20 protein-coding genes are annotated in these 24,957 nt (G+C 64.4%); 6 read left to right on the top strand and 14 right to left on the bottom strand.

The features are described from left to right. Positions 1-53 precede the first annotated feature (53 nt). From H582_RS0112910 to H582_RS0112895, 4 genes are all read left to right on the top strand, one after another. Positions 54-1,547, top strand: coding sequence for an alpha-amylase (locus H582_RS0112910; protein ID WP_028598856.1), 1,494 nt, complete (start codon positions 54-56; stop codon positions 1,545-1,547). 26 nt (positions 1,548-1,573) lie between these two features. Continuing rightward, positions 1,574-2,083 (top strand): DinB family protein, encoded by a 510-nt coding sequence (locus tag H582_RS30100; protein ID WP_052333215.1) that lies wholly within the window; start codon positions 1,574-1,576, stop codon positions 2,081-2,083. A gap of 280 nt (positions 2,084-2,363) precedes the next feature. Further along, positions 2,364-3,725, top strand: a complete 1,362-nt coding sequence (locus H582_RS0112900) for a lytic polysaccharide monooxygenase (RefSeq protein WP_084137211.1) — start codon at positions 2,364-2,366, stop codon at positions 3,723-3,725. Between the two features lie 440 nt (positions 3,726-4,165). Beyond that, positions 4,166-5,134, top strand: coding sequence for a methylenetetrahydrofolate reductase (locus tag H582_RS0112895; RefSeq protein WP_028598854.1), 969 nt, complete (start codon positions 4,166-4,168; stop codon positions 5,132-5,134). Positions 5,135-5,249: 115 nt separating this feature from the next. On the opposite strand, the gene H582_RS27395 is transcribed toward H582_RS0112895, so the two are convergent. The 6 genes from H582_RS27395 to H582_RS0112865 form a co-directional block, all read right to left on the bottom strand. Further along, on the bottom strand, positions 5,250-6,362 hold the full coding sequence (locus tag H582_RS27395; RefSeq protein WP_052333214.1) for a DNA alkylation repair protein: 1,113 nt from the start codon (positions 6,360-6,362) through the stop codon (positions 5,250-5,252). 25 nt (positions 6,363-6,387) lie between these two features. Continuing rightward, positions 6,388-7,236: a hypothetical protein gene (locus H582_RS27390; protein WP_052333213.1), complete on the bottom strand. Its 849-nt coding sequence runs from the start codon at positions 7,234-7,236 to the stop codon at positions 6,388-6,390. 389 nt (positions 7,237-7,625) lie between these two features. Continuing rightward, on the bottom strand, positions 7,626-9,209 hold the full coding sequence (locus tag H582_RS27385) for an HD-GYP domain-containing protein (protein WP_084137209.1): 1,584 nt from the start codon (positions 9,207-9,209) through the stop codon (positions 7,626-7,628). 119 nt (positions 9,210-9,328) lie between these two features. Further along, a complete protein-coding gene (locus tag H582_RS0112875) occupies positions 9,329-9,685 on the bottom strand; it encodes a hypothetical protein (RefSeq protein ID WP_028598853.1) in 357 nt (118 codons plus the stop codon). A 76-nt stretch (positions 9,686-9,761) separates the two neighbouring features. Beyond that, positions 9,762-10,679: a polysaccharide deacetylase family protein gene (locus tag H582_RS0112870; protein ID WP_028598852.1), complete on the bottom strand. Its 918-nt coding sequence runs from the start codon at positions 10,677-10,679 to the stop codon at positions 9,762-9,764. Further along, complete coding sequence (locus tag H582_RS0112865) at positions 10,645-11,928, bottom strand: MFS transporter (RefSeq protein ID WP_052333261.1); 1,284 nt, start codon at positions 11,926-11,928, stop codon at positions 10,645-10,647. Before H582_RS0112865 ends, H582_RS0112870 begins: the two co-directional genes overlap by 35 nt. A 343-nt stretch (positions 11,929-12,271) precedes the next feature. Between H582_RS0112865 and H582_RS0112860 the strand changes: the two genes are divergently transcribed. After that, positions 12,272-13,732: a catalase gene (locus tag H582_RS0112860; RefSeq protein ID WP_028598850.1), complete on the top strand. Its 1,461-nt coding sequence runs from the start codon at positions 12,272-12,274 to the stop codon at positions 13,730-13,732. Between the two features lie 190 nt (positions 13,733-13,922). Here the strand turns inward: H582_RS0112860 and H582_RS0112855 are convergent, their stop codons facing one another. The 3 genes from H582_RS0112855 to H582_RS0112850 all read right to left on the bottom strand — a co-directional run bounded on the left by H582_RS0112855 (position 13,923) and on the right by H582_RS0112850 (position 16,816). Further along, positions 13,923-14,462 (bottom strand): hypothetical protein, encoded by a 540-nt coding sequence (locus tag H582_RS0112855; protein ID WP_028598849.1) that lies wholly within the window; start codon positions 14,460-14,462, stop codon positions 13,923-13,925. 69 nt (positions 14,463-14,531) lie between these two features. Then, positions 14,532-15,443 (bottom strand): M23 family metallopeptidase, encoded by a 912-nt coding sequence (locus H582_RS30965; RefSeq protein ID WP_084137206.1) that lies wholly within the window; start codon positions 15,441-15,443, stop codon positions 14,532-14,534. A 41-nt stretch (positions 15,444-15,484) separates the two neighbouring features. Next, a complete protein-coding gene (locus tag H582_RS0112850; RefSeq protein WP_127464548.1) occupies positions 15,485-16,816 on the bottom strand; it encodes a TolB-like translocation protein in 1,332 nt (443 codons plus the stop codon). Positions 16,817-17,270: 454 nt separating this feature from the next. Here H582_RS0112850 and H582_RS0112845 point away from each other — a divergent pair, with 454 nt between their 5' ends. Continuing rightward, complete coding sequence (locus H582_RS0112845) at positions 17,271-17,885, top strand: DedA family protein (RefSeq protein WP_028598847.1); 615 nt, start codon at positions 17,271-17,273, stop codon at positions 17,883-17,885. Between the two features lie 130 nt (positions 17,886-18,015). Here H582_RS0112845 and H582_RS0112840 read toward each other — a convergent pair whose 3' ends face one another. The 5 genes from H582_RS0112840 to pruA all read right to left on the bottom strand — a co-directional run bounded on the left by H582_RS0112840 (position 18,016) and on the right by pruA (position 24,521). Next, positions 18,016-18,993: an aromatic ring-hydroxylating dioxygenase subunit alpha gene (locus tag H582_RS0112840; protein ID WP_028598846.1), complete on the bottom strand. Its 978-nt coding sequence runs from the start codon at positions 18,991-18,993 to the stop codon at positions 18,016-18,018. 27 nt (positions 18,994-19,020) lie between these two features. Beyond that, positions 19,021-20,190, bottom strand: a complete 1,170-nt coding sequence (locus H582_RS0112835) for a BMP family ABC transporter substrate-binding protein (RefSeq protein ID WP_028598845.1) — start codon at positions 20,188-20,190, stop codon at positions 19,021-19,023. A gap of 125 nt (positions 20,191-20,315) precedes the next feature. Next, positions 20,316-21,461 (bottom strand): helix-turn-helix domain-containing protein, encoded by a 1,146-nt coding sequence (locus H582_RS31905; RefSeq protein WP_052333212.1) that lies wholly within the window; start codon positions 21,459-21,461, stop codon positions 20,316-20,318. 121 nt (positions 21,462-21,582) lie between these two features. Next, positions 21,583-22,914 (bottom strand): RNA polymerase factor sigma-54, encoded by a 1,332-nt coding sequence (gene rpoN / locus H582_RS0112825; RefSeq protein ID WP_028598844.1) that lies wholly within the window; start codon positions 22,912-22,914, stop codon positions 21,583-21,585. A gap of 59 nt (positions 22,915-22,973) precedes the next feature. After that, entirely contained in the window at positions 22,974-24,521 is a 1,548-nt protein-coding gene (gene pruA / locus H582_RS0112820; protein WP_028598843.1) for an L-glutamate gamma-semialdehyde dehydrogenase, read from the bottom strand. Positions 24,522-24,957: the final 436 nt, after the last annotated feature.

Here is a 24,957-nt window from a genome sequence, read left to right as displayed (position 1 = left end):
CCGCGGTGCGGGGTAATGGATCGGTAAAAAGTTCGAAGGGTGATCCGATCCAGATGGAACGCAATCATACGATGATGCAATTTTTCGAGTGGCATGTGCCGGCAGACGGCAAGCACTGGCAGCGCCTCAAGGAGCGGGCCGGGGAGCTGAAGGACGCCGGCATCGACGCCGTCTGGATTCCGCCTGCGACCAAAGCCACCTCCCCCGAGGACAACGGCTACAGCGTCTACGACGTCTACGATCTGGGCGAGTTCGACCAAAAAGGCGCGCAGCGCACGAAGTACGGCACCAAGGACGAGCTGCTGGAGGCGATCGCCGCCTGCCGCGAGCAGGGCATCGCCGTCTACGCCGATCTGGTCATGAATCATAAGGCCGGCGCGGACGAGAAGGAGAGGTTCAAGGTAGTCGAGGTCGACGGCGAGAACCGCCAGGAGGAAATTTCCGACCCGCGCAGCATCGAGGGCTGGACGAAGTTCACCTTCCCCGGGCGGGGGGACGCCCATTCCGCGTTCAAGTGGAATTACACTCACTTCAACGGCACCGACTTCGACGCCAAGCGGGACGAGACGGGCGTCTACCGCATCTTGGGCGAGAACAAGCAGTGGAACGAGAACGTCGACGACCAGTTCGGCAACTACGACTACCTGATGTTCGCCAACATCGACTACAACAACCCCGAGGTGCGCGAGGAAATGATCTCCTGGGGCAAGTGGCTCGTACGCGAGACCGGCGTCGACGGCTTCCGCCTCGATGCGATCAAGCATATCGATCACACGTTCGTCCGCGACTTCTGCCGCGCGGCGAAGGAAGCGGCCGACGGCCCGTTCTACATCGTCGGCGAGTTCTGGAACAGCATCACGGAGGACTGCCTCGCCTATCTGGACGCCGCCGACCATGAGCTCGACCTGTTCGACGCGCCGCTCCATTACCGCCTCAAGGAAGCCTCGGAGGGCGGACGCGACTTCGACCTGCGGACGATCTTCGACGGCGCGCTCGTGCGCGAGCGGCCCCAGCATGCGGTCACGCTCGTCGACAACCACGACACCCAGCCGGGCGAGGCGCTGGAGTCCTGGGTCGCCGACTGGTTCAAGCAGAGCGCCTACGCCCTCATCCTGCTGCGCCTCGACGGCTATCCGGTCGTCTTCTACGGCGATTATTACGGCATTGGAGGCGAGGAGCCGATCGAGGGCAAAAAAGCGGCGATTGACCCGCTCCTGTGGGCCCGCTGCCACCGCGCCTACGGAGATCAGGACGACTACCTCGACGATCCGAACGTCATCGGCTGGGTGCGCCGCGGCGTGCCGGACATCGAGCGCTCCGGCTGCGCGGTCGTCGTCTGCAACGCCGATGACTGCGCGAAGCGCATGTTCGTCGGCGAGGAGCGCGCGAACGAGGTATGGGTCGATCTGACCAATACCCGCGCCGAGCGCGTCGTCATCGGCGAGGACGGCTTCGCCGAGTTCCCGGTGCAGGGCGGCAGCGTGTCCGTTTGGGCGCTTCCGGAATTCGATGTCGAGCCTCCCCATCAAGAGCCGTCCGAGGGCTGACCCTCGGCGCAGAGAGGAAGAGAGAGATGAGCGAGCTGGTGCTGAACCGATTGGAAATGACGAGGTCGGAGCTGCTGGAGGAGGTGCGCGGCTTGCCGCTGGAGACGCTGGAGGCGCCGCGTCCGGGCGGGGGCTGGTCGGTGCTGGAGAACTTGGAGCATCTGGCCGCGCTCGAAGGCGCGGTCGCCCAAGGGCTGTCGGCCGCGCTGGCCGGGCCGGAGCGCAGCGATCTGCGCCGCGCGCCGCTGGAGCTGGTGAAGGACCGCTCCCGGCTCGTGGGCGCGCCGGCCCATGTGCAGCCCGCCGGGCGCATCCATACGGGCGCAGAGGCGGAGCAGGCGCTCGCAGACGTCCGCCGTCGGCTGCTGGAGGCGATTGCCGCCGATTACGGGACGGAGCGCATGGAGACGCGCGGCTTCGAGCATCCGCTGTTCGGCCCGATGAGCGCGGCGCAGTGGGTCGAGCTCGTGCCGCTGCACGAGGCGCGCCATCTGGAGCAGATCCGCGACACGCTGCGCCGTCTGCAAGACCGGTAGATCCGTTTGAATGAACACGACATCTTTTCCGATGTCGTGTTTTTTTGTCCGTTTCGTTCCGTTTACATACTATTCTCCCCCTGCCGCCAGGAAAATTCCCCCTATTGTTTTACCGGTATTTCCCTTACATTGGGATCAAAGGGAGGCACACGCTCGGTCCCGCTTCCCTACTCTTCCGCAAAGGAGGCTTGTCCGGCCGCATCGCTGACCGCAATCGATCGCTCAGGCTGAAGATTCACGTTGGCATCATCATTCCATTTCGAACCAGGAGGCATGAATAATGACGTTACGCTTGACCGAAAGCCGCTCGCTCGTCCTGAAGGTGCTCGCCGCCTTCGCCCTGATGGCGCTGGCCATCGTCTGTAGCAAGGTATTCGCTGGAAGCGCATCCGCGCACGGCTACATCGATTCGCCCGCCGGCCGCGCCAAGCTGTGCTCCACCGGCACGAACACGAACTGCGGCAACATCGTGTACGAGCCTCAGAGCCTGGAAGCCAAGGGCAACTTCCCGACCGGCGGACCGGCCGACGGCCAGATCACCGGCGCCGGCAGCGCGTTCCCGCAGCTGAACGAGCAGAGCTCGACCCGCTGGTCCAAGGTCAACATCAACAGCGGCTCCAACACGTTCACCTGGAAGCTGACGGCCCGCCATGCCACTTCCGAGTGGAAATACTACATCACCAAAAAGGGCTGGGATCCGAACAAGACGATCGCCCGCTCCGATCTGGAGCTGTTCTGCAACATCAAGGACAACGGCAAGCAGCCGGAAGCGACCGTCACGCATACGTGCAGCGTGCCTTCCGACCGCACCGGCTACTATGTCATCCTCGGCGTCTGGGAAATCGCCGACACGGGCAACGCGTTCTACAACGCCATCGACGTGAACATTGGCGGCGGCACGAACCCTCCGGTCGACACGACCGCTCCTACCGCTCCGACGGGCCTGGCGGCAGGTACGATCACGACGAGCAGCGTCGCCCTGTCCTGGACCTCCTCCTCCGACAACGTCGGCGTCACGGGCTACAAAGTGTTCCGCGGCTCGACGCTGCTTGCGACCGTATCCGGCACGAGCTATACGGCGACCGGCCTGACGGCCGGCACGAGCTACACCTTCACGGTGCAGGCCGTCGATGCGGCAGGCAACACGAGCGCCGCCAGCAACGCCCTGACGGTGTCCACGTCCACCGGCTCCACGCCGGACACGACAGCGCCTAGCGTGCCGGGCGGCATCCACGTCCACACGACGACCTCGAGCAGCATCTCCATCATGTGGACGGCTTCCACCGACAATGTCGGCGTAACGGCTTACCGCGTCTACAACGGCTCCACGCTCATCGCCACGCTGTCCGGCTCCGCGACGGATTACACCGTGACGGGCCTCAGCGCCGACACGAGCTACACGTTCACGGTCCGCGCCGTCGACGCGGCCGGCAACGTCAGCGCCGCCGCCACGGTGACCGGCAAGACGGCCGTCGGCACGACGAACCCGAATCCGGGCGCGCAAGCCTGGGCTCCCGGCATCGCCTACAAGATCGGCGATCTCGTAACGTACGGCGGCAAGACGTACTCCTGCCGTCAGGCGCACACGTCGCTGACCGGCTGGGAGCCGGCCACGACTCCGGCTCTATGGCTCTTGCAGTGACGAAGGCCGGCTGAAAGCCGGCCGCAGGACGGACGGCGGCTCCCCTGCCTTCCGTCCGCAGCAGATCCCCATCCTTCCCGGTGGGGATTTTCGCGTTCCCGTCAGGGATTCTCGTGTTCCCGTTGGGGATTTTCGCGTTCCGGATGGGGATTTTCGCGTTCCCGTCAGGGATTCTCGTGTTCCCGTTGGGAATTTTTGCGTTCCGAATGAGAATTTCTGCGATCCGGCCGTAGACGGGGCCTTCCCGGGCGCGCCCGGTCCCGATCCAGGGCCGGTCCCCGCCTATAACCGCCGATGATAGCCAGCTCCCGCAGATCGCTATAGCCGTTTTTGCCGAAACCGCTACAGCGAATGAATTCAAAGTGGTACACTAGGAGAAAAGCTGCGGGGCGCGTCAGCGCGTCAGCGTGCAAGATGGACTATCACCCGAGGAGGCCCTTATGAGCTCGACCCTGAAAGACAAGCTGCTCCGCAAGGAAAGCGGCATTCTGACCTATGGCATGACGCCGCCGAAAAGCAGCCATCCGCCGGAAAAGATCCGCGAGATCGCGGACAAGCAGATCGAGCGGCTGAGAGGAGCCGGCATCGACGGCCTCGTGCTGTACGACGTGCAGGACGAGGCCGAGCGGACCGACGAGAACCGGCCGTTTCCGTTTCTCAAGGCGCTGGATCCGACCGAATACTACGAGCAGTATCTCAAGCAGGAGCTCGGCGTGCCGGCGATCATCTACCACTGCGTCGCCTGCGAAGGGCCCGACAAGCTCGCCAGCTGGATCCTGCGGGGACGCGACGAGCAGCGCTACTCCGTCTTCGTCGGCGCCTCCTCCAGCCGCCAGCAGGTGCAGCTCCGGCTGCCCGAGGCGTACCGCATGAGCGGGATCCTCAACGAGCGGCTGCTGCCCGGCGGCGTCGTCATCCCGGAGCGCCACCGCAGCAAGGGCGACGAGCACGAGCGGGCGCGCGCCAAGCAGGAGGCCGGCTGCGGCTTCTTCGTCTCGCAGGCGACCTTCGACGTGGAGGCGTCCAAGAGCTTCCTGTCGGACTACTACTACTCCAGCCGCGAGAGCGGAGCCGAGATGGCGCCGATCCTGTTCAACCTCGCTCCATGCGGCTCCGCCAAGACGCTCGAGTTCATGAAGTGGCTCGGCATCAGCATCCCGAAATGGCTGGAGAACGAGCTGATCCATTCCGTCGACATCCTCGACAAGTCGGTGCAGCTGTCCCGCCAAGTCTTCCGCGAGCTGTACCGCTTCGGCCTCGAGAAGGGCATCCCGATCGGCTGCAGCGTGGAGAGCGTCTCCACCCGCAAGGTCGAAATCGAGGCGTCGATCCAGCTGCTGCGCGACATACGCGAGGACATGAGCCGAATCGGCGCGGAGCTCGCTCCGTCCATCCCATCCCACAATTAGATTCCTGCATCGCAGCGCGCCGCCCCGGCGCGCTTTTTTGTCGCTTCCGCCGGCTCCGGCTCCGGTAAAGAAGGAGCCGGCGGCCTGACTCGAGCCGGCCGCAGCGGCCCGCCCGTCAGCCTTCGGCTGCCTCGCCGCCCGCTGCGGCCGGCTCCATCGTCAGCTCGAAGCCGAGCTCTCCCTGGGGCTCGCCGTTGATCAACAGCGTAATGCTTTGCAATCCCGGGTAATACTTTCGCGTCGTGATCGGCTTGATCGCATGGGAGCGGACGACGGGCGTCGAGCCGTGCGGGTACACCCGCTCGGACAGCTTGAAGCGCTTGCCGGCGCGGCGTCCGCTGGCCTTGACGAAGCCGATCTCGTATTCCAGCCGCAGCTGCACTGGCTCGCCCTCGTTTCGGATCTCGAACGCGAACTCCAGCCGTCCGCCGAACGGCACGACGGGCGTGAGCACCTGCAGCCCATGCGCCGAAACCTGCGCGGCCGGCGCGAAGCCGAAGCGGCGCAGCGCCTGCGGATGCCCCTGCTTGAGCAGCGTGCGGCTCGCGTGGCGCAGCGTCCAATCGGAGCCGGCATCCCGTCCGAGATGCCGCTCCGCCAGCTCCAGCACCCGCTCCGGATGGTCCTTGGCGATGTCGTTGAGATGGTTGGCGACGCTGCGGCGCACATACTCGCTCTCGTCGGCGAGCAGCGGCTCCAGCAAGGCGAGCGTCGGCCCCGGGTCGCGGACGAACATCGGCAGCCGCTGCCCCCACGGCAGGCGCGGGCGGGAGCCTTCGGTCGCGAGGCGGCGCACATGCTCGTCCGGATCGCGCGACCAGCGGCCGAGGCGCTCCATCGCCCAGGCCGGGTCGGCGAGCAGGAAGGCCCGTACGGCGAACTCCGAGGTGGAGCGGCGGGTCAGCCGGGCCAGCGCGTCCATTGCCGTCTCCCGGTGCTCCAGGCCGAACAGCTCGACAAAGTCGGGAAAGAGGATGTACTCCAGTCCGCGGAAGCGTTCCGCCGCCTCGCAGACGAGCGCGGCCGCCTCCGGGAACGACGGCGGCAGGAAGCGGCCGAGCGCCAGCGCGGCGAGGCGGGTCCGCTCCTTGAACGAGGCTTTTTCCCACGGCTCCTCCATCGCCGACGCCGCGAAGCCTTGCGGGTCGAACGCCGGATGCAGCTCCCGCAGCGCCTCCCCGACATCCAGCAGCATACGTTCGTTATACAGATCTCTTAGCGGCAGCATGTTCCGTTCCTCCTCGATTGATTGTTCATGCCGGACCGCCGCTCTCGTGGGCGAAGAAGCGGTCCAGCTTGGCTTTCAGCTCCGGATAAGCCCGCTCGAACTGGACGAACCGATGTCCGTTCGCCCCCGACGGATGCGGGAATCCGCGCAGCAGCCGCTCCTCCGGCAGCAGGCCGCGGCGGACCAGCTCGGATGCGGCGTCCTCCGCCGCCTTGCCGAGCGGCAGCAGCAGCGCCGGCCGCTTCAGCCGCGAGAGCTCGTCCTCCAGATGGCCCATGGCCGTCTGCCAGAGCAGCGGGCTGCGTCGAAGCGGCGGATGATGGCCGCTGTAGTTCGCCCCGTCCCGGAACACCGGGCACGGCAGCACCGAGGTCGTGTGGACGAGGGGGTGGTCGAGCAGCGGCCAATCGTCGTTCCGGCCGAGAGCGGCAGCGAGCGCTTCGGGCAAGCCGAGCCGTCCCAACATTCCGAGCAGTTCGGTCCGCATCGGACCGGCGAAGCGAGCCTCCCGACGGGCTTGCCGGCAGGCTTCGGCAGGGGGCTCTCCCGCCGCCAGGCAGGCGCGCATGGCGCGGAGCGAGATCTCCATCTGCCGCCAGCCCGGCGTCAAGCCTGCGATGATGAGCCGGGCATCCGGCGCGGCGAGCTCGTTGTGCGGGGCGTAGTAGATGGAGAGCGCCCCTTCGCGGCTCAGCAGCAGCGGCTCCGCCAGCAGCTCCTCGCGGCTGTAGCGCTCCCTGTCGGGCAGGGCCGCCATGTAGGCCGCAGCCGCCTCGAAGCGCTCCGGCCAGCGCAGCGGCTTCAGGCTGTCCGGGACTCGGCCCTGCTCCGGCTCCTCCTGCGGCAGGGAATCGCGTTTATCCGTCCTCTGCATCTCCGCCCCCCACCCTCCGCTGACTCGAATTCTATTAGTATACCCCTCATTGCTGACAACTGCCTGTCAGCAAGTCCAGCGCCTGTCGTAAAAGAGGGAGAAGCCTCCCAGCCGTCGCCTGACCGGAGCAGGCCTCCGCGACTTTCGGCCGCGAAGGCCAAAAAGGGCTGTCCCGGCGCCGTCATCCTGAGGATGACGGCGCCGGGACAGCCCTTGCTTGTCTGCCTATGCTGCTGCCCGGCTAGGCCGGACTTGCATGCCATGGACGAGCAGCCGGCGGCCGGCCGCATCGCCCGCGCTTCGCGGCAGAGGCAGAGGCCCGGACTCGCGCCCCGCGAGCCGCCGGAGCGGAGCGCATCGCCCGCCGCTCCCTTCTCCCCGCAGCCCGCTTACGAGCTCTTGCTGCGCTCGCCGTCCGCTGCTTGCGGCGGCTCGGCCTCGTTCTTCGCGCCGTCGGGACGTCGCGGCAGCAGCGTCACCTGCCCCGGCTGCTCCAAGCCCCCCATCGCCAGGATGAACGTGCGCGCGAACTTCGGGTCCCACTGCGTGCCGCGGCCCTCCTCCAGAATTTCCAGCGCCTTGGCGGTCGGCATGCCCTTGCGGTACGGCCGGTCCGACGTCATCGCGTCATAGGCGTCGGCGACGGCGATGATCCGGCCCATGAGCGGGATCTCGTCGCCGCGCAGGCCGTCGGGGTAGCCCGTGCCGTCGTAGCGCTCGTGATGGGAGCGCACGCCCGGCAGGAAGGCCGCCATCGCTTCCTGCGGCTCCACCTGGCGCAGGATGTTCTCGCCCATGACCGTGTGCAGCTTGATCTGGGCGAACTCGTCGTCGGTCAGGTTGCCGTCCTTGAGCAGCACGCTGTCGCGGACGCCGATCTTGCCGATGTCGTGCAGCAGCGCCGTCTTGTTCAGCACGTCGAGCTGGTCGCCGCACAGGCCCTCGGCCCGGCCGATCATGAGCGCGTAGGAGGCCACCCGCTCGGAATGGCCGGCCGTGTACGGATCGCGGGCGTCCAGCGCCGCGGCGAGCGTCGAGAAGTAGCTTTGCAGCAGCTGCTCGTTCATGCGCTCCCGCTCGCCGAGCCCCTGCACCATATGATTGAATCCGTCGACGAGCCGCGAGAACTCGTCCGAGTACAGATCCGGCACGCGGACGGACAGGTTGCCCTTGCGCACGAGCCGCATCATCGTGTAGAGCTCCTCGATCGGCTGGCGCACGCTCTTGCCGAGCAGCCAGGCGGCGAAGGAGGCGAATCCGAGACTTATGAGCAGCACGAGCGCGCTCCACGCCCAGTAGCTGACGCTGGACTCGCCCCGTACGGACAGGCGGACTTGGGTCGACAGGACGAAGATCATGACCGGCAGCGCCCCGATGACGAATATGCTCGCCTGGAACTTGATCGGGATCGGGACGAGCACCTTGCCCCGCAGGCTCAGCTCCTCGGCTCCGGGCTCCGCGAAGCTCTTGATGTCGAGCAGCAGCGGGCGGATCGCCTGGGCGGTCAGGAAATATTCCACCATCGCATGCAGCGAGGCGATGAGCGCCGACGAGAGCGCCGCGATGACGAGGTAACCGTTCGGCACGGCGAGCCAGCCGAGCGGCCGGCAGGCCAGCGTCAGCAGCAGGGCCGGCAGCGTGAACCCGAGCAGATGCGGCCCCATGATGCGGCTCACCGCCAGAGCCGGCAAGCGATGGACGCGGAAATAGGCTTGGCGTATCGCAGATGCGTCCGGCTCGGCCATCCGGTACAGCGCCCGGACCGGCGCCACATGGCGCAGGAAGGCCGCTCCCTCGCACAGCAGCATGCAAGCGATGGACAACAGCAGGATGACGACGACGACGAGCGGCTGGCCCGGCTGCAGCTCGAGGCTCAGGCTGATGATCGCGCCTCCGACGCCGACGACGGCGAGCGCCGAGCCGATCAGGTAATTGCCGATCAGCCGATATAGGAATTGGTTATAAATAGGCATAGGACCTCGATTTCGAGTCTTTTCCTTCTTTATCGCCCTTCATTCCGTTTGTTGTTAGTTTTTGTCGAATAAAATCCTTTTTTGTCATGAAAATGCCTAAATTTAGCTCCGCTGGGGCATCAAGGGGCTCCGGATGCCTGAACGAAATGAAGCGGCCCGACCTTTTTCACATAAAATCCGCCCAAGCTGTTGCCCGTCTGCCGGTCCCGGCCGCGGTCGATGCCGTAGTAGCGCATGCCTCGATAGACGATGTCGGTCCGGTCGATGTCCGCCAGCAGCGCCGCCTCCGGCTGGACCCGCAGCAGCAGGTCGGCGCGGATCGCCAGCTGCGGCGACAGCAGCGTGCCGAAGGCCGCGCCTAGGCCGAGCAGCAGCGCCAGCACGATGAGGCGAGCCGCTCTTCCCTTCCGGGAGCCGTCGTTATCGGGCGTCCTCTCCAAGCCCGGCGCGTCCGAGAGACGCGATGGATTCCCCACGGCCCTGCCTCCTTCTCCTTTTCCATGAAAAGACGAGCCGCGATGGCGAAAAGCGCCGGCCTCGCGCCGCCGCGCTTCACCCGAGCAGCTTGCCGATGCCCATGAGCGCGCCGAGGCGGGAGCGCTTCTGCTCGCGGGCGACGTCGCGGTACGTGGCGAGCGCGATGCCGGCGTCCCGCAGCGCATAGAGGAAGTCGTCGTCCTGCAGCAGCCGGAACTCCCACACCCGCTTCTCCCACGAGGGCACGATGCGCTCCATGTCGCGGTCGGGCACGGCTGGATGCACGTACGTCTCCGTGATGCCCTCCGGCAGCTCGTAAAGCTTGGCGCACAGAATCGCCTTGAACGAGGCGTACGTCTCCCCCGGCTCCACATGGTACGGATGGCTGACGAGATAATCCGGGAGCGGCACCCCGAGCAGGTCGGCGAGCAGCACGACCTTGCCGAGCGTCTTCTCCGCGCCGGCGATCGACGCGAGGAAGGCGTCCTGCTCCCAGATGCGGCGGAACAGGCGGAACGGCAGGCGGCGGGCCGAGCATTCGCGCAGCGTCAGCTGCAGATGGCTGCGTCCGGTCGCAAGCCCGTACAGGCTGCCCATATGGTTGTCGGCATGCGTGATCCGCACGCCGGCGTCACGGACGGCGCGGAACTGCGCCTCCATCTCCCGCTTCACGTCGCGGGCTTCCGCCCGGCGCTCGAACGACTCCACGTCCGGATGGAGAAATCCCTCCGCGTCCTGCAGCGAGGCCGCTCCCGTGAGCGAGCCCCAGCGCCAGCCGGGGAACTCGCTCGTGAACGTCAGATGGGCGCCGATGCTGACGCGATCTCCTTGCCGGCGCGCCCACTGGGCCGCCTCGCGGAACGCCGGAGCGGGAGCCATGATCGTCGCCGAGCTGGCGAGCCCCTCTTCGAGCAGGGCGATGATTGCCTCGTTGGCGGCGCGGCACTGGCCGAAGTCGTCACAATTCAGGATGAGCCTCTTGCGGCTTGTCATGCGGTCCCTCCTCTTCTTCCCGGTACAACAAGGATATGGCGACGGATACGGCAAGCAGACCGACCGGCACGAGACTGATCAGCACGCGAAAGGCCAGCTCCGGATGCGGCCCGGGATCGGCGCCGCTCCGGTAGCCGAGCAGCAGGCCGACGACCCAGAACGCGACCGCGGACAGCAAGCCGCTCGAGCGGGTGATGAAGCCGCCGACGGCGGTGTAGACGCCCTCGCGGCGGCGTCCCGTGCGCTCGGCGTCGAGGTCGATGATGCGGCCGCTGAGCACGGCCGGCGTCACGAGGAAGCCGGCGAGGCCGAAGCCGATGCAGACGCCCGCGGCGATGCCGCCGCCGAGCCCCTGCGCGAACCAGAGCGGCACGGCGCTGACGCCGTAGGCCGCGAGCGCGAGCCGCCAGCTGCGCAGGCCGCCGAGCCGGCGGGCGATGACATACCAGACGGCGACGAGCGGAATGACCGGCACGAACACCGAGGCGAGCAGCAGCGACACCTGGCTTTCGGGAATACCGAGCGCATACTTGGCATAGAACGGAATCATGGAGCTGAGCAGCCCGTTCACCGTCTGGGCGAACGAGTTCGCGAGATGGAAGATCCAGAAGCTGCGGTTGGACAGCGTGACGCGGAACGCTTGGAGGAATGGCAGCGGAGGCTGGCTGCGGGACTGCGGCGGCTCGCGCAGATGGCGGAGGAAGGCGAGCATGCAGACGAGAAAGACGGCGGCGTAGACGAAGGACATGCCGCCGAAGCCGAGCCGCTGGAACAGCAGCGGCGTCGCCGCCGTCCCGATCAGGATCGCGAGCATCTGAAAGCCCTGCTGGACGGCGGACGCCTTGGCCCGCGCCGCCGCGCCGGCGAACAGCTCGGGCAGCAGCGCGCCGTAGTTGACCCAGATGACGGAGGAGGCCGTCTCGAACAGGACGAGCGCGGCGAGGAACCAGTAGAACAGCGCCAGGCCGCCCTCGGCGGCGGTCGCGGCGACGCCGTCCGGCACGGAGAACAGCCCGATGAAAACGGCGGCGAACGCCGGCAGCGCGCCGTACAGCCACGGCTTGCGGCGGCCCCAGCGGCTGCGCGTGCGGTCGGACCAGTAGCCGAGCAGCGGCTGGTTGACCGCGTCCCAGACGAGGTAGATCGTGCGGGCGAGCGTCGCCAGCCCGATGCCGAGTCCGAGCTTGTCGACATAGTAGTAGCTGTAGAACGATAAAAACGCCTGGCTCGGCACCATCATCGCCAGCATGCCGAGTCCGTACGTCCAGCTGGAGTTGATGCCTCGCCCCAGCCTCGCTTGTCCCGCTTCCGGCCGGCGGCCGGGCTGCGGCTGCGTTTCCGTCTGCATTCCGCTCTCCCCTTCGGGCCGGGCGGACGGCCGTTTCGGGAATCGGCGCGCCCGGCATGGAATTCGCAATCCGCAGGCGCTGTCGTTGGTGGTCCTTATGATTTCCGCGGCGTGGGGTCAATTCCTTCTTCAGTTCTAATTTATAATTATTATAAATAGATATTGACTATAAGATGAGAAACATGTAAAGTTGAAAACAAATCTCATTGAAGCCGGGGAACCGGGGAGAAAGGGGAACTCATTCATGAATCGACTGACGACGAACCAGGGGGTCCCGATCGGGGACAACCAGAACTCCAGGACGGCCGGCCCGAACGGCCCGACGCTGCTCGAGGACTACCAGCTGCTGGAGAAGCTGGCGCACTTCGACCGGGAGCGGATTCCGGAGCGGGTCGTCCACGCCCGCGGAGCCGGCGCGCACGGCGTATTCCGCACGGCCGCCAGCATGAAGCGCTGGACGAAGGCGGCTTTCCTGCAGGACGCCGGCACCGAGACGCCGGTATTCGTCCGCTTCAGCACGGTCATCCACGGCCAGCACTCCCCGGAGACGCTCCGCGATCCGCGCGGCTTCGCCGTCAAGTTCTACACGACCGAGGGCAACTACGACTTCGTCGGCAACAACCTGCCGGTGTTCTTCATCCGCGACGCGATGAAATTCCCGGACATGGTCCACTCGCTCAAGCCCGATCCGAGCACGAACATCCAGCATCCCGACCGCTACTGGGACTTCATGTCGCTGACGCCGGAGTCGACGAACATGCTGCTGCATCTGTTCTCCGACGAAGGCATCCCGGCCAATTATCGCGAGATGCGCGGCTCCGGCGTGCATGCGTTCAAGTGGGTGAACGAGCACGGCAACCGCGTCTACACGAAGCTGCGCTGGGTGCCCAAGCAGGGCGTCCGCAACCTGTCCGGCGACGAGGCGAGCGCGATCCAGGCGCATGACTTCAACCACGCGACGCGCGACCTGCAGGAGGCGATCAAGCGCGGCGACTTCCCCGAATGGGACCTGTTCGTGCAGATCCTCGATCCGGCGGACCTCGACTCGTTCGACTTCGATCCGCTCGATCCGACGAAGGACTGGTTCGAAGAGGACATCCCGTACGTGCATGTCGGGACGATGACGCTGAACCGCAACCCGGACAACGTCTTCGCCGAGACGGAGCAGGTCGGCTTCAACCCGGGCGTCGTCGTGCCGGGCATCGAGCCTTCCGAGGATAAGCTGCTGCAGGGCCGCCTGTTCTCCTACTCCGATACGCAGCGGTACCGCGTCGGCACGAACTACCTGCAGCTGCCGATCAACTGCCCGTTCGCCCAGGTGAGCAACAACCAGCGCGACGGCACCATGCAGCACGGCAAGCCCGGCGGCTCCGTCAACTACGAGCCATCCCGCCACAAAGACGCTCCCCAGGAGGATCCGGCATACGCGGAGCCGCCGGCGCCGCTCGCCGCCGGCGCGCAGGCCGGACGCCAGAAGATCGCCAAGACGAACGACTTCGGGCAGGCGGGCCAAGTATGGCGCCGCTACTCCGCCGCCGAGCAGGACGCGGTCATCCGCAACCTGTCGGGCGACCTCGCGCAGGCGGAGTCCAGCACGCAGCTGCGCGCCGTCTGCAACTTCTACCGCGCCGACGCCGACCTCGGCAAGCGGCTGGCGGGCGCGCTGGGCGTCGACCTGACGCCTTACCTGCAGCATCTGGGGTAAGGCGGAGGCAGGCCCGCCGCCTCGCTTCGACGGTCCCGTCCGAGGCGGCCGCCCCCCGGCCGCCCGGCGTTTCCATACCGCCGCCCCCTGAGGGGCTCCGTTCGCGGAGCCCCTCAGGGGGCGGCTTGTTTGGCTGAAACGGGTGGGATGAAACGAAGAAGAGCCCCTGCAAAGGGGCTTTCTTCTTGAATCAGCTTGCTTGGTAGGCTTCAAATCCCAGTACAAAAACACTTGACTCCAAGCTGAAAATTCCTCGCATATCGGGCGTGATTTCAAACGACTCCAGCTTCTCGTCGATTTCCTGTCGTCCATCCGGTTCAAAGGATATCCCAAATTGGGGATGAGACTTGCCATCTTCCGTTATACTCGCATCGCTCATGCCAGTGTCTAAAACGCGAACACGAGCACCCGCACCATAAACAACTTGCTGGTACTCCCAAGGAACACCCCCATCACTGCTCTGTTTTGTCCGAGTCTCGATGACTTGGGTGACCTCCAGTTTCAGCCGGCCAAACGTGAAGGTTCTGATCTCGCCGACTGGCGCAGAAGGCGTTGGCGACAGCGTCGGGATTTCGGTGGGTGACACCGTTGCCGTCGGTGTCGAGACGGAGCTTACTCGGGGGCTAGGGGGCGGCATTTCAGCGGGGGCTTCGTTCGTACAGCCCGTCAAGGCTGTCAGAATCATTCCGGTAACGAGCATCGGCAGCGGCGCTTTGGGGAAACGGTTCATGGCAGGTCCTCCTTTTCTGTAAAACACTTCATAGTACCCTCGCCAAGATCGGCGTGGGTACTATGACACTCATGTCACCGTGTTAGTAAAGTAGCTATATGCATATGAGCTTGCATTCGGATTGTTGTCTGGCTGATAAAATTTAGCCGGACCGAATGCCGCCTGAGATACTCCGGATCGAAGCATCCTAAACATCCACTGTACTGATGTTCCAGAGGACACCTTACCAGTAAAGTTGTAACTATAAACATCTCCCGACTTGTTCATGACTCCACCATCCGTCCAAGATCCCGCTGATGTACGATAATAAATTCTCACTTCTGAGAAGGATTCTTTAGTACCATCATTCCTAATATATGCAGTAAAAGAAGCGATGTTGCTGTTCCAGGCCACCACAGAATAAGCGTCAAGGTCTTTCCCTGAGCTCCAATTGGATGAAGACAAGTGCCTGTAGTTCACTTCATTTCTCAGCCATTTCAATCCACCCGATGTCGAACAAACTCCAAAATGAAGATGTGGAGGGACATCTCCTTGATTGCCGGATTTTCCTATTAAAGCCCCTTGACTTTTCTTCCCATCTGTCTCCCTGCTATTCATATGATAAAATCGAACATGATAATCCCCATCATCTTTAACATTATTATTATTTGCATCGACTAGGAAATCAATATCATACGAACCAGTAACAGTAATTCCGGTTGCCCACCCGTCATATGGAGCATAAACATTCGTATTTAATGCAGCTTGAAGATCCGCTCCGTTATGGGGATTTGTCCCACTCGACCGAGGTTGATTCCATTTGCTGTTCACTGCCGCAAAGCCTGCAGATGAAGAATTTGAAAGAGGAGAGTTGAAATTCACGATAGACGGCGGCGTATTTCCGAAAACGATGCTATAATCCGCAGCAAAAACACCAGCCGGGAAAATAAAAGTAACTAAAACAAAAGAGAGCATCATTATCGTTAATTTCTTGTATCTCATTTCTCAACACCTTCTTCTAACAAATTGTTTTCAGTATCGGCTCATTTTTCTGTCGAATTGACCACAGCGCTTGAAAAGCTGCTTCCTGTTTGCGTTTCTACAACTGCTGTTTCATCATTAAGCCATTGGAAACGAATGATATTCCCTTTGACAGACCGCTTGTTCTGCAACGAACTGGAGAGCAGCTTTTGTGTTTTCGTCGACAATTCAACCATCATGACATCTTCAACCCCGACCGAAGGATCGTCTCCATAACCGATCGCAACTTGGGTTCCCGATGGCGAAAATCGGGGTTCTCCATCAAGATATCCAGAAATTTCAGAAATTTCAGTGAGGATTCCCTTTGATAGATCGACACTACTCACCGTCGCAGTCGAAGTCGAACTGCCCTCTTCATGACTGGATATGACGATTTTCCCATCCTGAACCGCACTTATGCGCAGATTCGGCACTTTCGGAACATCGAGCGCAATAATCGACTTGTCATACACATCTATTGCACGAGTGTCGGCGAGAGCCCCTACCACAACATCGCGATCTGAGATGAACCCTAGGATATCATTGTTCACAGAAGGCGGAACTAGTTGGCTCTCTTTTCCTGAATCAAGATCAATTGCCCATATTGATGTCTCATCAAGCCTTGTGCTGTCACGATTCGTCCGATAAACGACTTGCTTGCCATCGGGGCTAATCATAACACTACTGACCCAGAGCAGGTATGCATCCGGATGAAGCTTCGTCAATTCTTGGCCGATTTGTTGCCGGTCTTTGCCCGAATATGTGTCTGCTGTGATTTTTTTTGCGCTCAGAGCAATCGGATCAATCTTCCAAATCCCCGCATCCGTATAGATGATATAGATATTCTTTTCACTGTCGGAGACAAAATCAAAAGGCTGATTTCCCCATTCAGATGGGAATACAAAGGTGTCCTTGCCGATACTCGCTTTATAAAACAAACTTTTGTATTCGCCATTCGATTCATCCGCGATAGAAATCGTAAACGGCGTCTTCTCGATTTCGATTGGAGTCGAACCAACCAGAGAAAGTGCTCTCATATGCTCCTCAATAAATCGTTCACGCACTTCGACTAAATTGTCTATCCCCGGTACTTCCTGGCCTTGCGCATCTACAATCCCGTTAGGGTAAAGAATGCTCATCATTTTCGAATACTCGTTACTACCAATGGAGTCAACCAGAAGAGAAGAGCCGCTCTCTCCCCTCATGACTTTACTGATCTGTCCTTCATAAGGAACAGCTTCCAGCTGATATGGATCAGGCCCATTTGGTGCTGATGCTTGTATGATATGGGAAGTTGCAGCACCGACAAGGATAAGCGCACTTGTCAAAACGATTGTTATCGTCGATTTTTTCATGATCTGAATCTCCTTTTCCTGCGCTCGCAACGGATGGAACGACCACAGAGCGCATGTTTCTGTTTTTAATCTGTCCTGACAGAAAGTCGCAAGAACCTCCCTTACTCGATTTACTTGTCCCTCCTTTTCGATTCGGCTATTCTTTATCGTGCCGTGGAAGAATAGGGATGAGCTTTCCTCTCAACGTCTTTTCGCAACCATAAGTTACAATTTAAATCAAAAAAAAGCAATACTCCTATAGATCTATACTTTTTACAAGGAATGTCATAATTCGACGAATGGCCTAGTTGTCGCCGCCATAGCAGATCACGTATACGTCTAACCAAAGCCTCTCTGGCGTTCCTCATTCGCGAAGCGTGCCATGGCGGCTTGTTTTCTGAAACCAAGGGACAGGCTGAATCGTATAGGGGAAGAACTATGTCCGCCGGCGGACGCCCTTCGAGAGGATGGTTTTGTGGAAGCCTGGATAACGGAGATCATGGATCGCTTCGGCTACTTCGGCGTTGGATTCCTGATCGCGATTGAAAATCTGTTCCCGCCTATTCCGTCCGAGGTCATCCTGACCTTCGGCGGCTTCATGACCGCCCGCACGAGCATGACCGTCGTCGGCGTCATCATCGCCGCGACGCTCGGCTCGGTCATCGGTGCCGTCATCCTGTACTACATCGGCGCGTGGCTGAACGCGGAGCGCCTGGAGCGGATCGTCGCGCGCTGGGGCCACATCCTGCGCCTCAAGCCCGAGGACGTCCGCAAGGCCGACGCCTGGTTCGACCGCTACGGCCCGTGGGCCGTGCTGCTCTGCCGGCTCGTGCCGCTCGTGCGCAGCCTCATCTCGATCCCGGCGGGCATGTCCGGCATGAGCTTCCCGCTGTTCCTGCTGCTGACGACGATCGGCTCGCTCATCTGGAATACCGTGCTCGTCTCCGTCGGCGCTTCCGTCGGCGAGTCGTGGGAAACGATCGTCGGCTACATGGACATCTACTCCAACATCGCGTACGCGCTGATCGCGCTCGGCGTGCTCGCGGGCGCGTTCTGGTTCTACCGCAGCCGCCGCAAGGCAGGGCGCTGAGGCCGCCAGGCAAGCCGCGCGGAGCTGGGGCGGCTCTCCAAGCCGCAACGAGCCATGAAGCCACGAAGCAGCCAAGCAGGCGCAACAAAGCCCCGTTCCCGGATCTTGTCCGGCGAACGGGGCTTTTTCCTTACTCCGTGCCGATCGTCATGCCTTGCTCCCTCAGCATGCGGCGATAGGCGATGGCGACGCGGTCGGAACGCAGATGCAGCTCGGCCTGCAGATCGAGCGGCAGCAGCTCGGGCTTCTGCGCCTCGACGATGACCTTGTCCTGAGCGAGCAGCGTATTCTGAAAGTCGATGAACACCTGCTCCGGCACGTTCGGCGAGTAGTTGCGCAGCTGCAGCATGAAGGCGGTGCAGGCGGTCGCCGTCTCCGGCAGGACGATCAGGAACAAGTGGAATTCCTCGTCGGAACCGCTGCTGCGCTTGACGAGCTTGACGCAGGTCGGACCGAAGATCTCGTAGACATACCGGCTCTCGACGCCGACTCCCCGCCCGTCCGGGTCGGGCTGGTAGACGACGATCTCGTCCGTAAACAGCGCGTCCTCGCGCCGATGCACGCCGTAGTCGTTGATTTCCGCATGGCGGCTGTCTCCGAGCAGGCCTTCGTGGACGAACATCAGATGCGAGACGTCGAGGAAGTTCTCGACGACGCGAGGCGCCGCGGCCTGCACCGGATAAGGGCCCATCCAGACCGGGATCAGCGCCGGGTCGACCTTGCCCTGCAGCGGCAGCCGCTCCGGCTCGGCCTCGCCGAGGCACACCCAGACGAAGCCGCCTTCTTCCCGGCAGCGGTACGCTTCGGCCCGCGCCTTGGACGGAATCGGCTGGCGCGGCGGCAGCGATGGGATGCAGACGCATGCCCCGCCGCCGTCATAGCGCCACCCGTGATAAGCGCAGACGAGCTCGCCCCGGTCGACCTTGCCCAGCGACAGCGGCACTCCGCGATGGATGCACAGGTCCTTGAGCGCGTGGACGCCGCTGCCGCTGCGGAACAGGACGAGCTTCTCTCCCAGGACCGTGACCGGATAGGGACGGTCCGTCACGTCGCGCGCGAGCGCGGCCGGATGCCAGCAGGCCGTCAGTACGGGATCTTCCAGCCTCATTCATTTCCTCTCCTTTCACCCCTCCGCCTACTGCGGGATCGTTCCCTCGATGCCCTCGACGAACCACGTCATGCCCAAAATGTCCTCGACCGTCATCGCGCCGCCCTCCGGCACCCGCTCCGCCCCGCTCTGGTCGCGGATCGGACCAGCGAACACGTCGAAGCTCCCGGCAAGGATCTCCTGCTTCTTCTCCTCCGCCAGCGCCTTCACGTCCTCCGGCACGTTCTTGCCGAATGGAGCGATGTCGGTGATGCCGTCGGCCATCGAGCCGAAGTAGCTTCCGCTCTGCCAGGTGCCGTCGATGACCGCCTTCACCTGCTCCACGTAGTACGGCCCCCAGCGCCAGACCGGGTTGGAAATGTACGTCTCGGGCGCGTAGCGGCCCATGTCGGAATCGTTGCCGATGCCCCAGACGCCGCGCTCGGCGGCCGCCTGGATGCTCGCCGGCGAGTCCTGGTAGGCCGCCAGCACGTCGACGCCCTTGTCCAGCAGGCTGACCGCCGCCTGGCGCTCCGTCGCCGGGTCATACCAGGTATTGCTCCAGACGACGGACAGCTTGATGTCCGGATTGACGCTCTGCGCGCCGAGCGCGAAAGCGTTGATCGTATAGATGACCTCAGGGATCGGATAAGCGCCGACATAGCCGAGATGGTCGTTCTTCGTCATCTTGCCGGCCGCCATGCCGACCAGATAAGCGCTTTGATACTCCTTGCCGAGGTATGTGCCGAGGTTGTCCGCCGTCTTGTAGCCGCTCGCGTGCATGAACTTGACGTCGGGATGGCGCTTCGCCACATTGACCATCGCGTCCATATAGCCGAAGCTCGTGCCGAAGACGACGTCGTGGTTCTGGGCCAGCTCCTCGAACACGCGCTCGGCGTCCGCCCCTTCCGGCACGTTCTCGACGGTCGTCGCCTCGATGCCCAGCTCCTTTTCCATCATCAGTCGCCCCTGGTCATGCTCGTACGTCCAGCCTCCGTCCCCGGGCACGCCGAGATAGACGAACGCGACGCGCGGCTTGGCGATGCCGCCGCCTGCCGGGGCGGGAGAAGCGCCCGCCGGCTCGCCTGCGCTCGGGACCGACGTCGGCCCCGCCCCCTCGTTCGCCGCTCCGCCTCCGCCCGAGCACGCTCCCAGCACCAGCAAGATCGCAAGCATGCCGGCCGTTCCGAAATGCCCCCATCTTCTCCCCACTTGCATCTCTCCCCCTGACCGTTCTTGCGGAGAGTATAGAGATGAAGATAGGTTGATGTCAATATATATTACACAATACGGTGCCGAAGGATGAAAAAAGCGCGGATCCGAGGATCCACGCTTGTTCGATGTTATCTTTCCTCGCTCGTGATTCGCTTCGCATAGGAACCAGGCGTCATGCCGACGACCGCCTTGAAGTCGCGGATCAGATGGGCCTGGTCGAAATAACCGAGCTCCAGCGCGAGCGACGCCCAGTCCGGGTCGCCGCTGGCGAGGCCCATCGTCTCGTGCAGCCGGTACCGTCGGATGACCGCCTGCGGCGTCATGCCGATGTAGGCGCGGAACAGCCGCTGCAGGCTGCGCGGCGACAGCCCCCAGCGCGCGGCCACCTCCCGGGCGCTGCGCTGGCTGCGGTCGAGCTGGATGCCGGTGACGATGCGATCGGCCAGCTGTGCGGACGGATCGGGCGCTAGCGAGGCCGAGCCGGACGGAGCCCGCTTCGAGTGATCCGTTCCGGGCGCGGCCGATCTGGACGGAGCCATCTTGGACGGATCCGTTTCGGGCGCGGCCCCCAGGGAGGCCGGGGCGAAGGAAACCGAACCGGACGGGACAGGGGCCGGCGGGGCGGATGCTGGCGTAGGGTCGGATGCCGGGTCGAATGTCGGGTCCGGCGTAGGGTCGGACGTCGGGTCGGGCTCGGGGTCGGATGGCGGGTCGGACGTCGGGTCGGGCTCGGGGTCGGATGGCGGGTCGGATGTCGGGTCGGACGTCGTGCGGAAGCAGGGCAGCGTTCCGGGCTCTGCCAGCCGCTCGGCCCAGAACGCATCGACGAGCGCCGCTCGGCGGCTGGAATCCGGCTCGGCGAAGACGGCGCGCTCCAGCTCCAGCACTCCGGGGCCAAGCACCTGCTCCGCCGGCAGCCGCCGGCCGGCCAGCTCGCCGGGATCGCGGTCCAGCCAGCGGCGGAACAGTCCCGGGCGGAACAGCATGCCGAGCACCTCGTCCCGCCCCTCGAGCCGCTGCTGCGAGCGTTCGGCTCCGGCGACGCTGACGACCGAGCGGCCGGGCTGCAGAACGACGTTGACCGTCGGATGCTCCAGCACCTCCTGCGTGTGGACCGCGCCCGGCGGCAGATTCCATTCGATGAGCCAATAATGGCGGATATAGGCCGCCGCCGGCCCTTGCGGCAGCAGCCGCTGCAGGCGGAAGCTCTGCGCCGCCGCCCGCGGCTCGAAGATGGCGCGGTTGTTGAGTGGCAGCAGCTCGCGATCGTCCATGGTCCGACCTCCTTTTCCTTATTATGGCGAATCGGCAGGCCGCCCGTCCAGAAAGAAAAGCCAAAAAGCCCAGGCGCCTCGCAAGGAGGCCCTGGACTTCTCGAATGTAGGAACGCCACGCTCAGTCGCCCCGCCGCGAGGAGGAGCTGGGTATGCGCAGCTCCGCCCGGTACTTGGCGACGGTGCGCCGCGACAGCGGGATGCCGAGCTCCGCCAGCCGCTCCGCGAGCTGCTGGTCGGACAGCGGCCGCTCGCGGCACTCGGCCGCGACGAGCTCGGCGAGCCGCTGCTTGGCGGCGGCGGCGGACACCTCCTCGGCCGCTCCGCCCCGGCCGAGCGCGGCGCTGAAAAACGCCTTGAGCGGATAGGTGCCGAGCGGCGTCCGCACCTGCTTGCCGGACACGGCGCGGCTCACCGTCGACTCGTGCAAGCCGAGCCGCAGCGCCACGTCCGCGAGCGTAAGCGGCCGCAGCGCCGGCCAGCCGCGCTCCAGGAACGCGGCCTGCTCCTCAAAGACGGCGCGCACGACCCGCGCGAGCGTCTCCCGCCGCTGCTCCAGCCCGCCGATGAGCGCGCGCGCCGCGCGGCGGCAGCTCTCCACGTAGGCGTACGCCTCGTGGCCGCGGGCGACGGCCGCGAGCGGGCCGGAGCCGATATCGGCGAGCGACAGCCGCGGCTCCCAAGCGGCGGCCAGCTCGACGAGCAGCTCGCCGTCCGCGCCCTGGCGGACGAGAGCGTCGGGCACGACCGCCTGCGTCCGGCCGGCTGCCCCGGCCGCCAGCCGCTGGCCGGGCCGCGGGTCGAGGCGCAGCAGCGCTCGGCGCGCCTCTTCGAGCTGCGCGCGGCTAAGGCCGGTGCCGGCCGCGATCTCCTCCCAGCGGCGGGCCGCCAGCTGGGGCAGCCAGCGCGCGGCGAGCTCGCGCGCCCCGGGAGCCGGCTCCGGCTCCCGGTCCAGCTGCAGCAGCAGGCATTCGCGCAGGTCCCGCGCGCCGATGCCGGCCGGCTGCAGCGACTGCAGCAGCCGCAGCGCCGCCTCGGCCTCGGCGGCGGAAAGGCGCAGCCGCTCCGCCGCTTCCGCGAGCGGCAGCGCCAGCCAGCCGCTCTCGTCGAGGTTGCCGGCGAGCCAGGCGGCGGCGCGGCGGAGAGGCGCGGGGGCGCCGCTCAGCCGCAGCTGCGCGATCAGCTCGGCTTCGAGCGTGGGCGGCGCGGCGGCGGCGCGCTCGAGCGGATCGGCGGCCGAGGCGTGGCCGCGGCCGCCCAGGCGGCGCGAGGCCGCGGGCTCGCGGATCTCAAGCAGCGGATTGTCCGCGGCGAGCTCGCGCACGGCGCGGTCGAGCTCGGCCGCGGGCAGCGCGAGCAGCGCCAGCGACTGGCGCATCTGCTGCGTGAGCGCGAGCTTCTGCCGCTGCTCCTGGCGGAGCAGCGCCTGAGGCTGCAGGACGGGTCCCGGCATGGCGGCGGCCTCCTTGGGCGGTTTTATTCAGTATACCGCGCGCGGGTCGCGGCGCGGGATTACATTTTTTCGGAGACGAGCTTCGCCTGGGTGAACAGCAGCAGGTAGTCGCGGCCGCCGGCCTTGGAGTCGGTGCCCGACATGTTGAAGCCGCCGAACGGATGCACGCCGACGAGCGCGCCGGTGCACTTGCGGTTGAAGTACAGGTTGCCGGCGAAGAATTCGCGGCGAGCCTGCTCCAGGCGGCTGCGGTTGCGGGAGATGACGGCTCCCGTCAGGCCGTAGTCGGTGTTGTTGGCGATCTCGAGCGCTTCGTCGAACGTGGACGCTTTGATGAAGGCGACGACCGGCCCGAAAATCTCCTCCTGCGCGAGCCGCGCTTCCGGAGCGATGTCGGCGAAGATCGTCGGCTCGATGAAGAAGCCCTTCTCGTCGCCTGTGCCGCCGCCGTGCACGAGACGGCCTTCGTTCTTGCCGATCTCGATATACTCCTGGATCTTGGCGTACGCCTTGTCGTCGACGACCGGTCCGAGGTTCGTGCCGCGCTCGGCCGGATCGCCCAGCGTCAGCTTGGCGGTGCGCTCGACCACCTTGGCCAGCACCTCGTCGTACACGTCCGCATGGACGATCGCGCGCGAGCAGGCGCTGCACTTCTGACCGGAAAATCCGAACGCCGACGCCGCGATCGCATCCGCCGCCAGCTCCAGATCGGCGTCGGCGTCGACGACGATCGAGTCCTTGCCGCCCATCTCGGCGATGACGCGCTTGATCCATTTCTGGCCCGGCGCGGTCTTGGCGGCCCGCTCGTTGATGCGCAGTCCGACGTCGCGCGAGCCGGTGAAGCTGATGAAGCGGGTCAGCGGATGCTCGACGAGGAAGTCGCCCACCTCGGAGCCCGGACCCGGCAGGAAGTTCACGACGCCGGCCGGCACGCCGACCTCCTCCAGCAGCTCGACGAACTTGGCGGCAATGACCGCCGTCGGGCTCGCCGGCTTGAGCACGACGGTGTTGCCGGAGACGAGCGCGGCCGTCGTCATCCCGGCCATGATGGCGAGCGGGAAGTTCCACGGCGGGATGACGATGCCGACGCCGAGCGGGATGTAGTACAGCTCGTTGTCTTCGTCCGGGATGCGGGTGAGCGGCTGCGGCTCGCTCAGGCGCAGCATCTCGCGGGCGTAAAATTCCATGAAGTCGATCGCCTCGGCCGTATCGGCGTCGGCTTCGGCGCGGTTTTTGCCGGACTCGACCGTCAGCCACGCGGAGAACTCATGCTTGCGGCGGCGCATGACGGCAGCGGCCTTGAACAGGTAGCCCGAGCGCTCCTTCGCGCTCGTGTGGCGCCACCAGCCGAACGTCTCGTAGGCGGTGCGGATCGCTTTCTCGGCCAGCTCGCGGTCGGCCTGGTGGACGACGCCGACGACCTCGGCCTTGTCGGCCGGGTTGATCGAGTCGAGCGTGCGCCCGGTCTCGATCGCCTCGCCTCCGATGACGATCGGGTACGTGCGGCCCAGCTGCCCGCGGACGGCGGCCAGCGCGGCCTCGTAGGCGGCGCTTTCCTCTTCCTTGCTGAAATTCGTGAACGGCTCGTTGGCATATTCCATTCTCATGCGAATTCATCCTCCTCGGAAAGGTCTCCTTGGCCCTCGCTGCTGACCGGGGCTCTTCGCCGTAAAAGATAAGCAAGAATCGTGCCACTAATCCGGGCTCCGATATAGCGGGCGGAGCCGGCTGGAGGAGGTTGGCCTCGGAAGTCCGGGCTGGCGTACAGAGGCGCCAGCCTTGGACAGCCAGGTTAGCCTCGGAAATCCGGGCTCCGATATAGCAGGCGGAGCCGGCTGGAGGGCGTTAGCCTCGGAAATCCGGGCTCAGTAACTCGATTTCTTCGACTTAATGTCCGCCAAGCGCCCACTTCAATGCCCAGTAACTCGATTTCTTCGTCTTGCCGCCCGCCGGATGCCCTCACACGACCCGAGTTACTCGGTTTTTCCGCGTATCTCCCCCATCCGGACGCACATCCGACCCCAGTTACTCGGTTTTTCCGCG

Source organism: Paenibacillus pasadenensis DSM 19293, assembly GCF_000422485.1.
GTDB classification, from domain to species: domain Bacteria; phylum Bacillota; class Bacilli; order Paenibacillales; family Paenibacillaceae; genus Paenibacillus_O; species Paenibacillus_O pasadenensis.
Note: the sequence above shows the minus strand (reverse complement) of the source record. Positions and strands in the feature narration are given on the sequence as shown.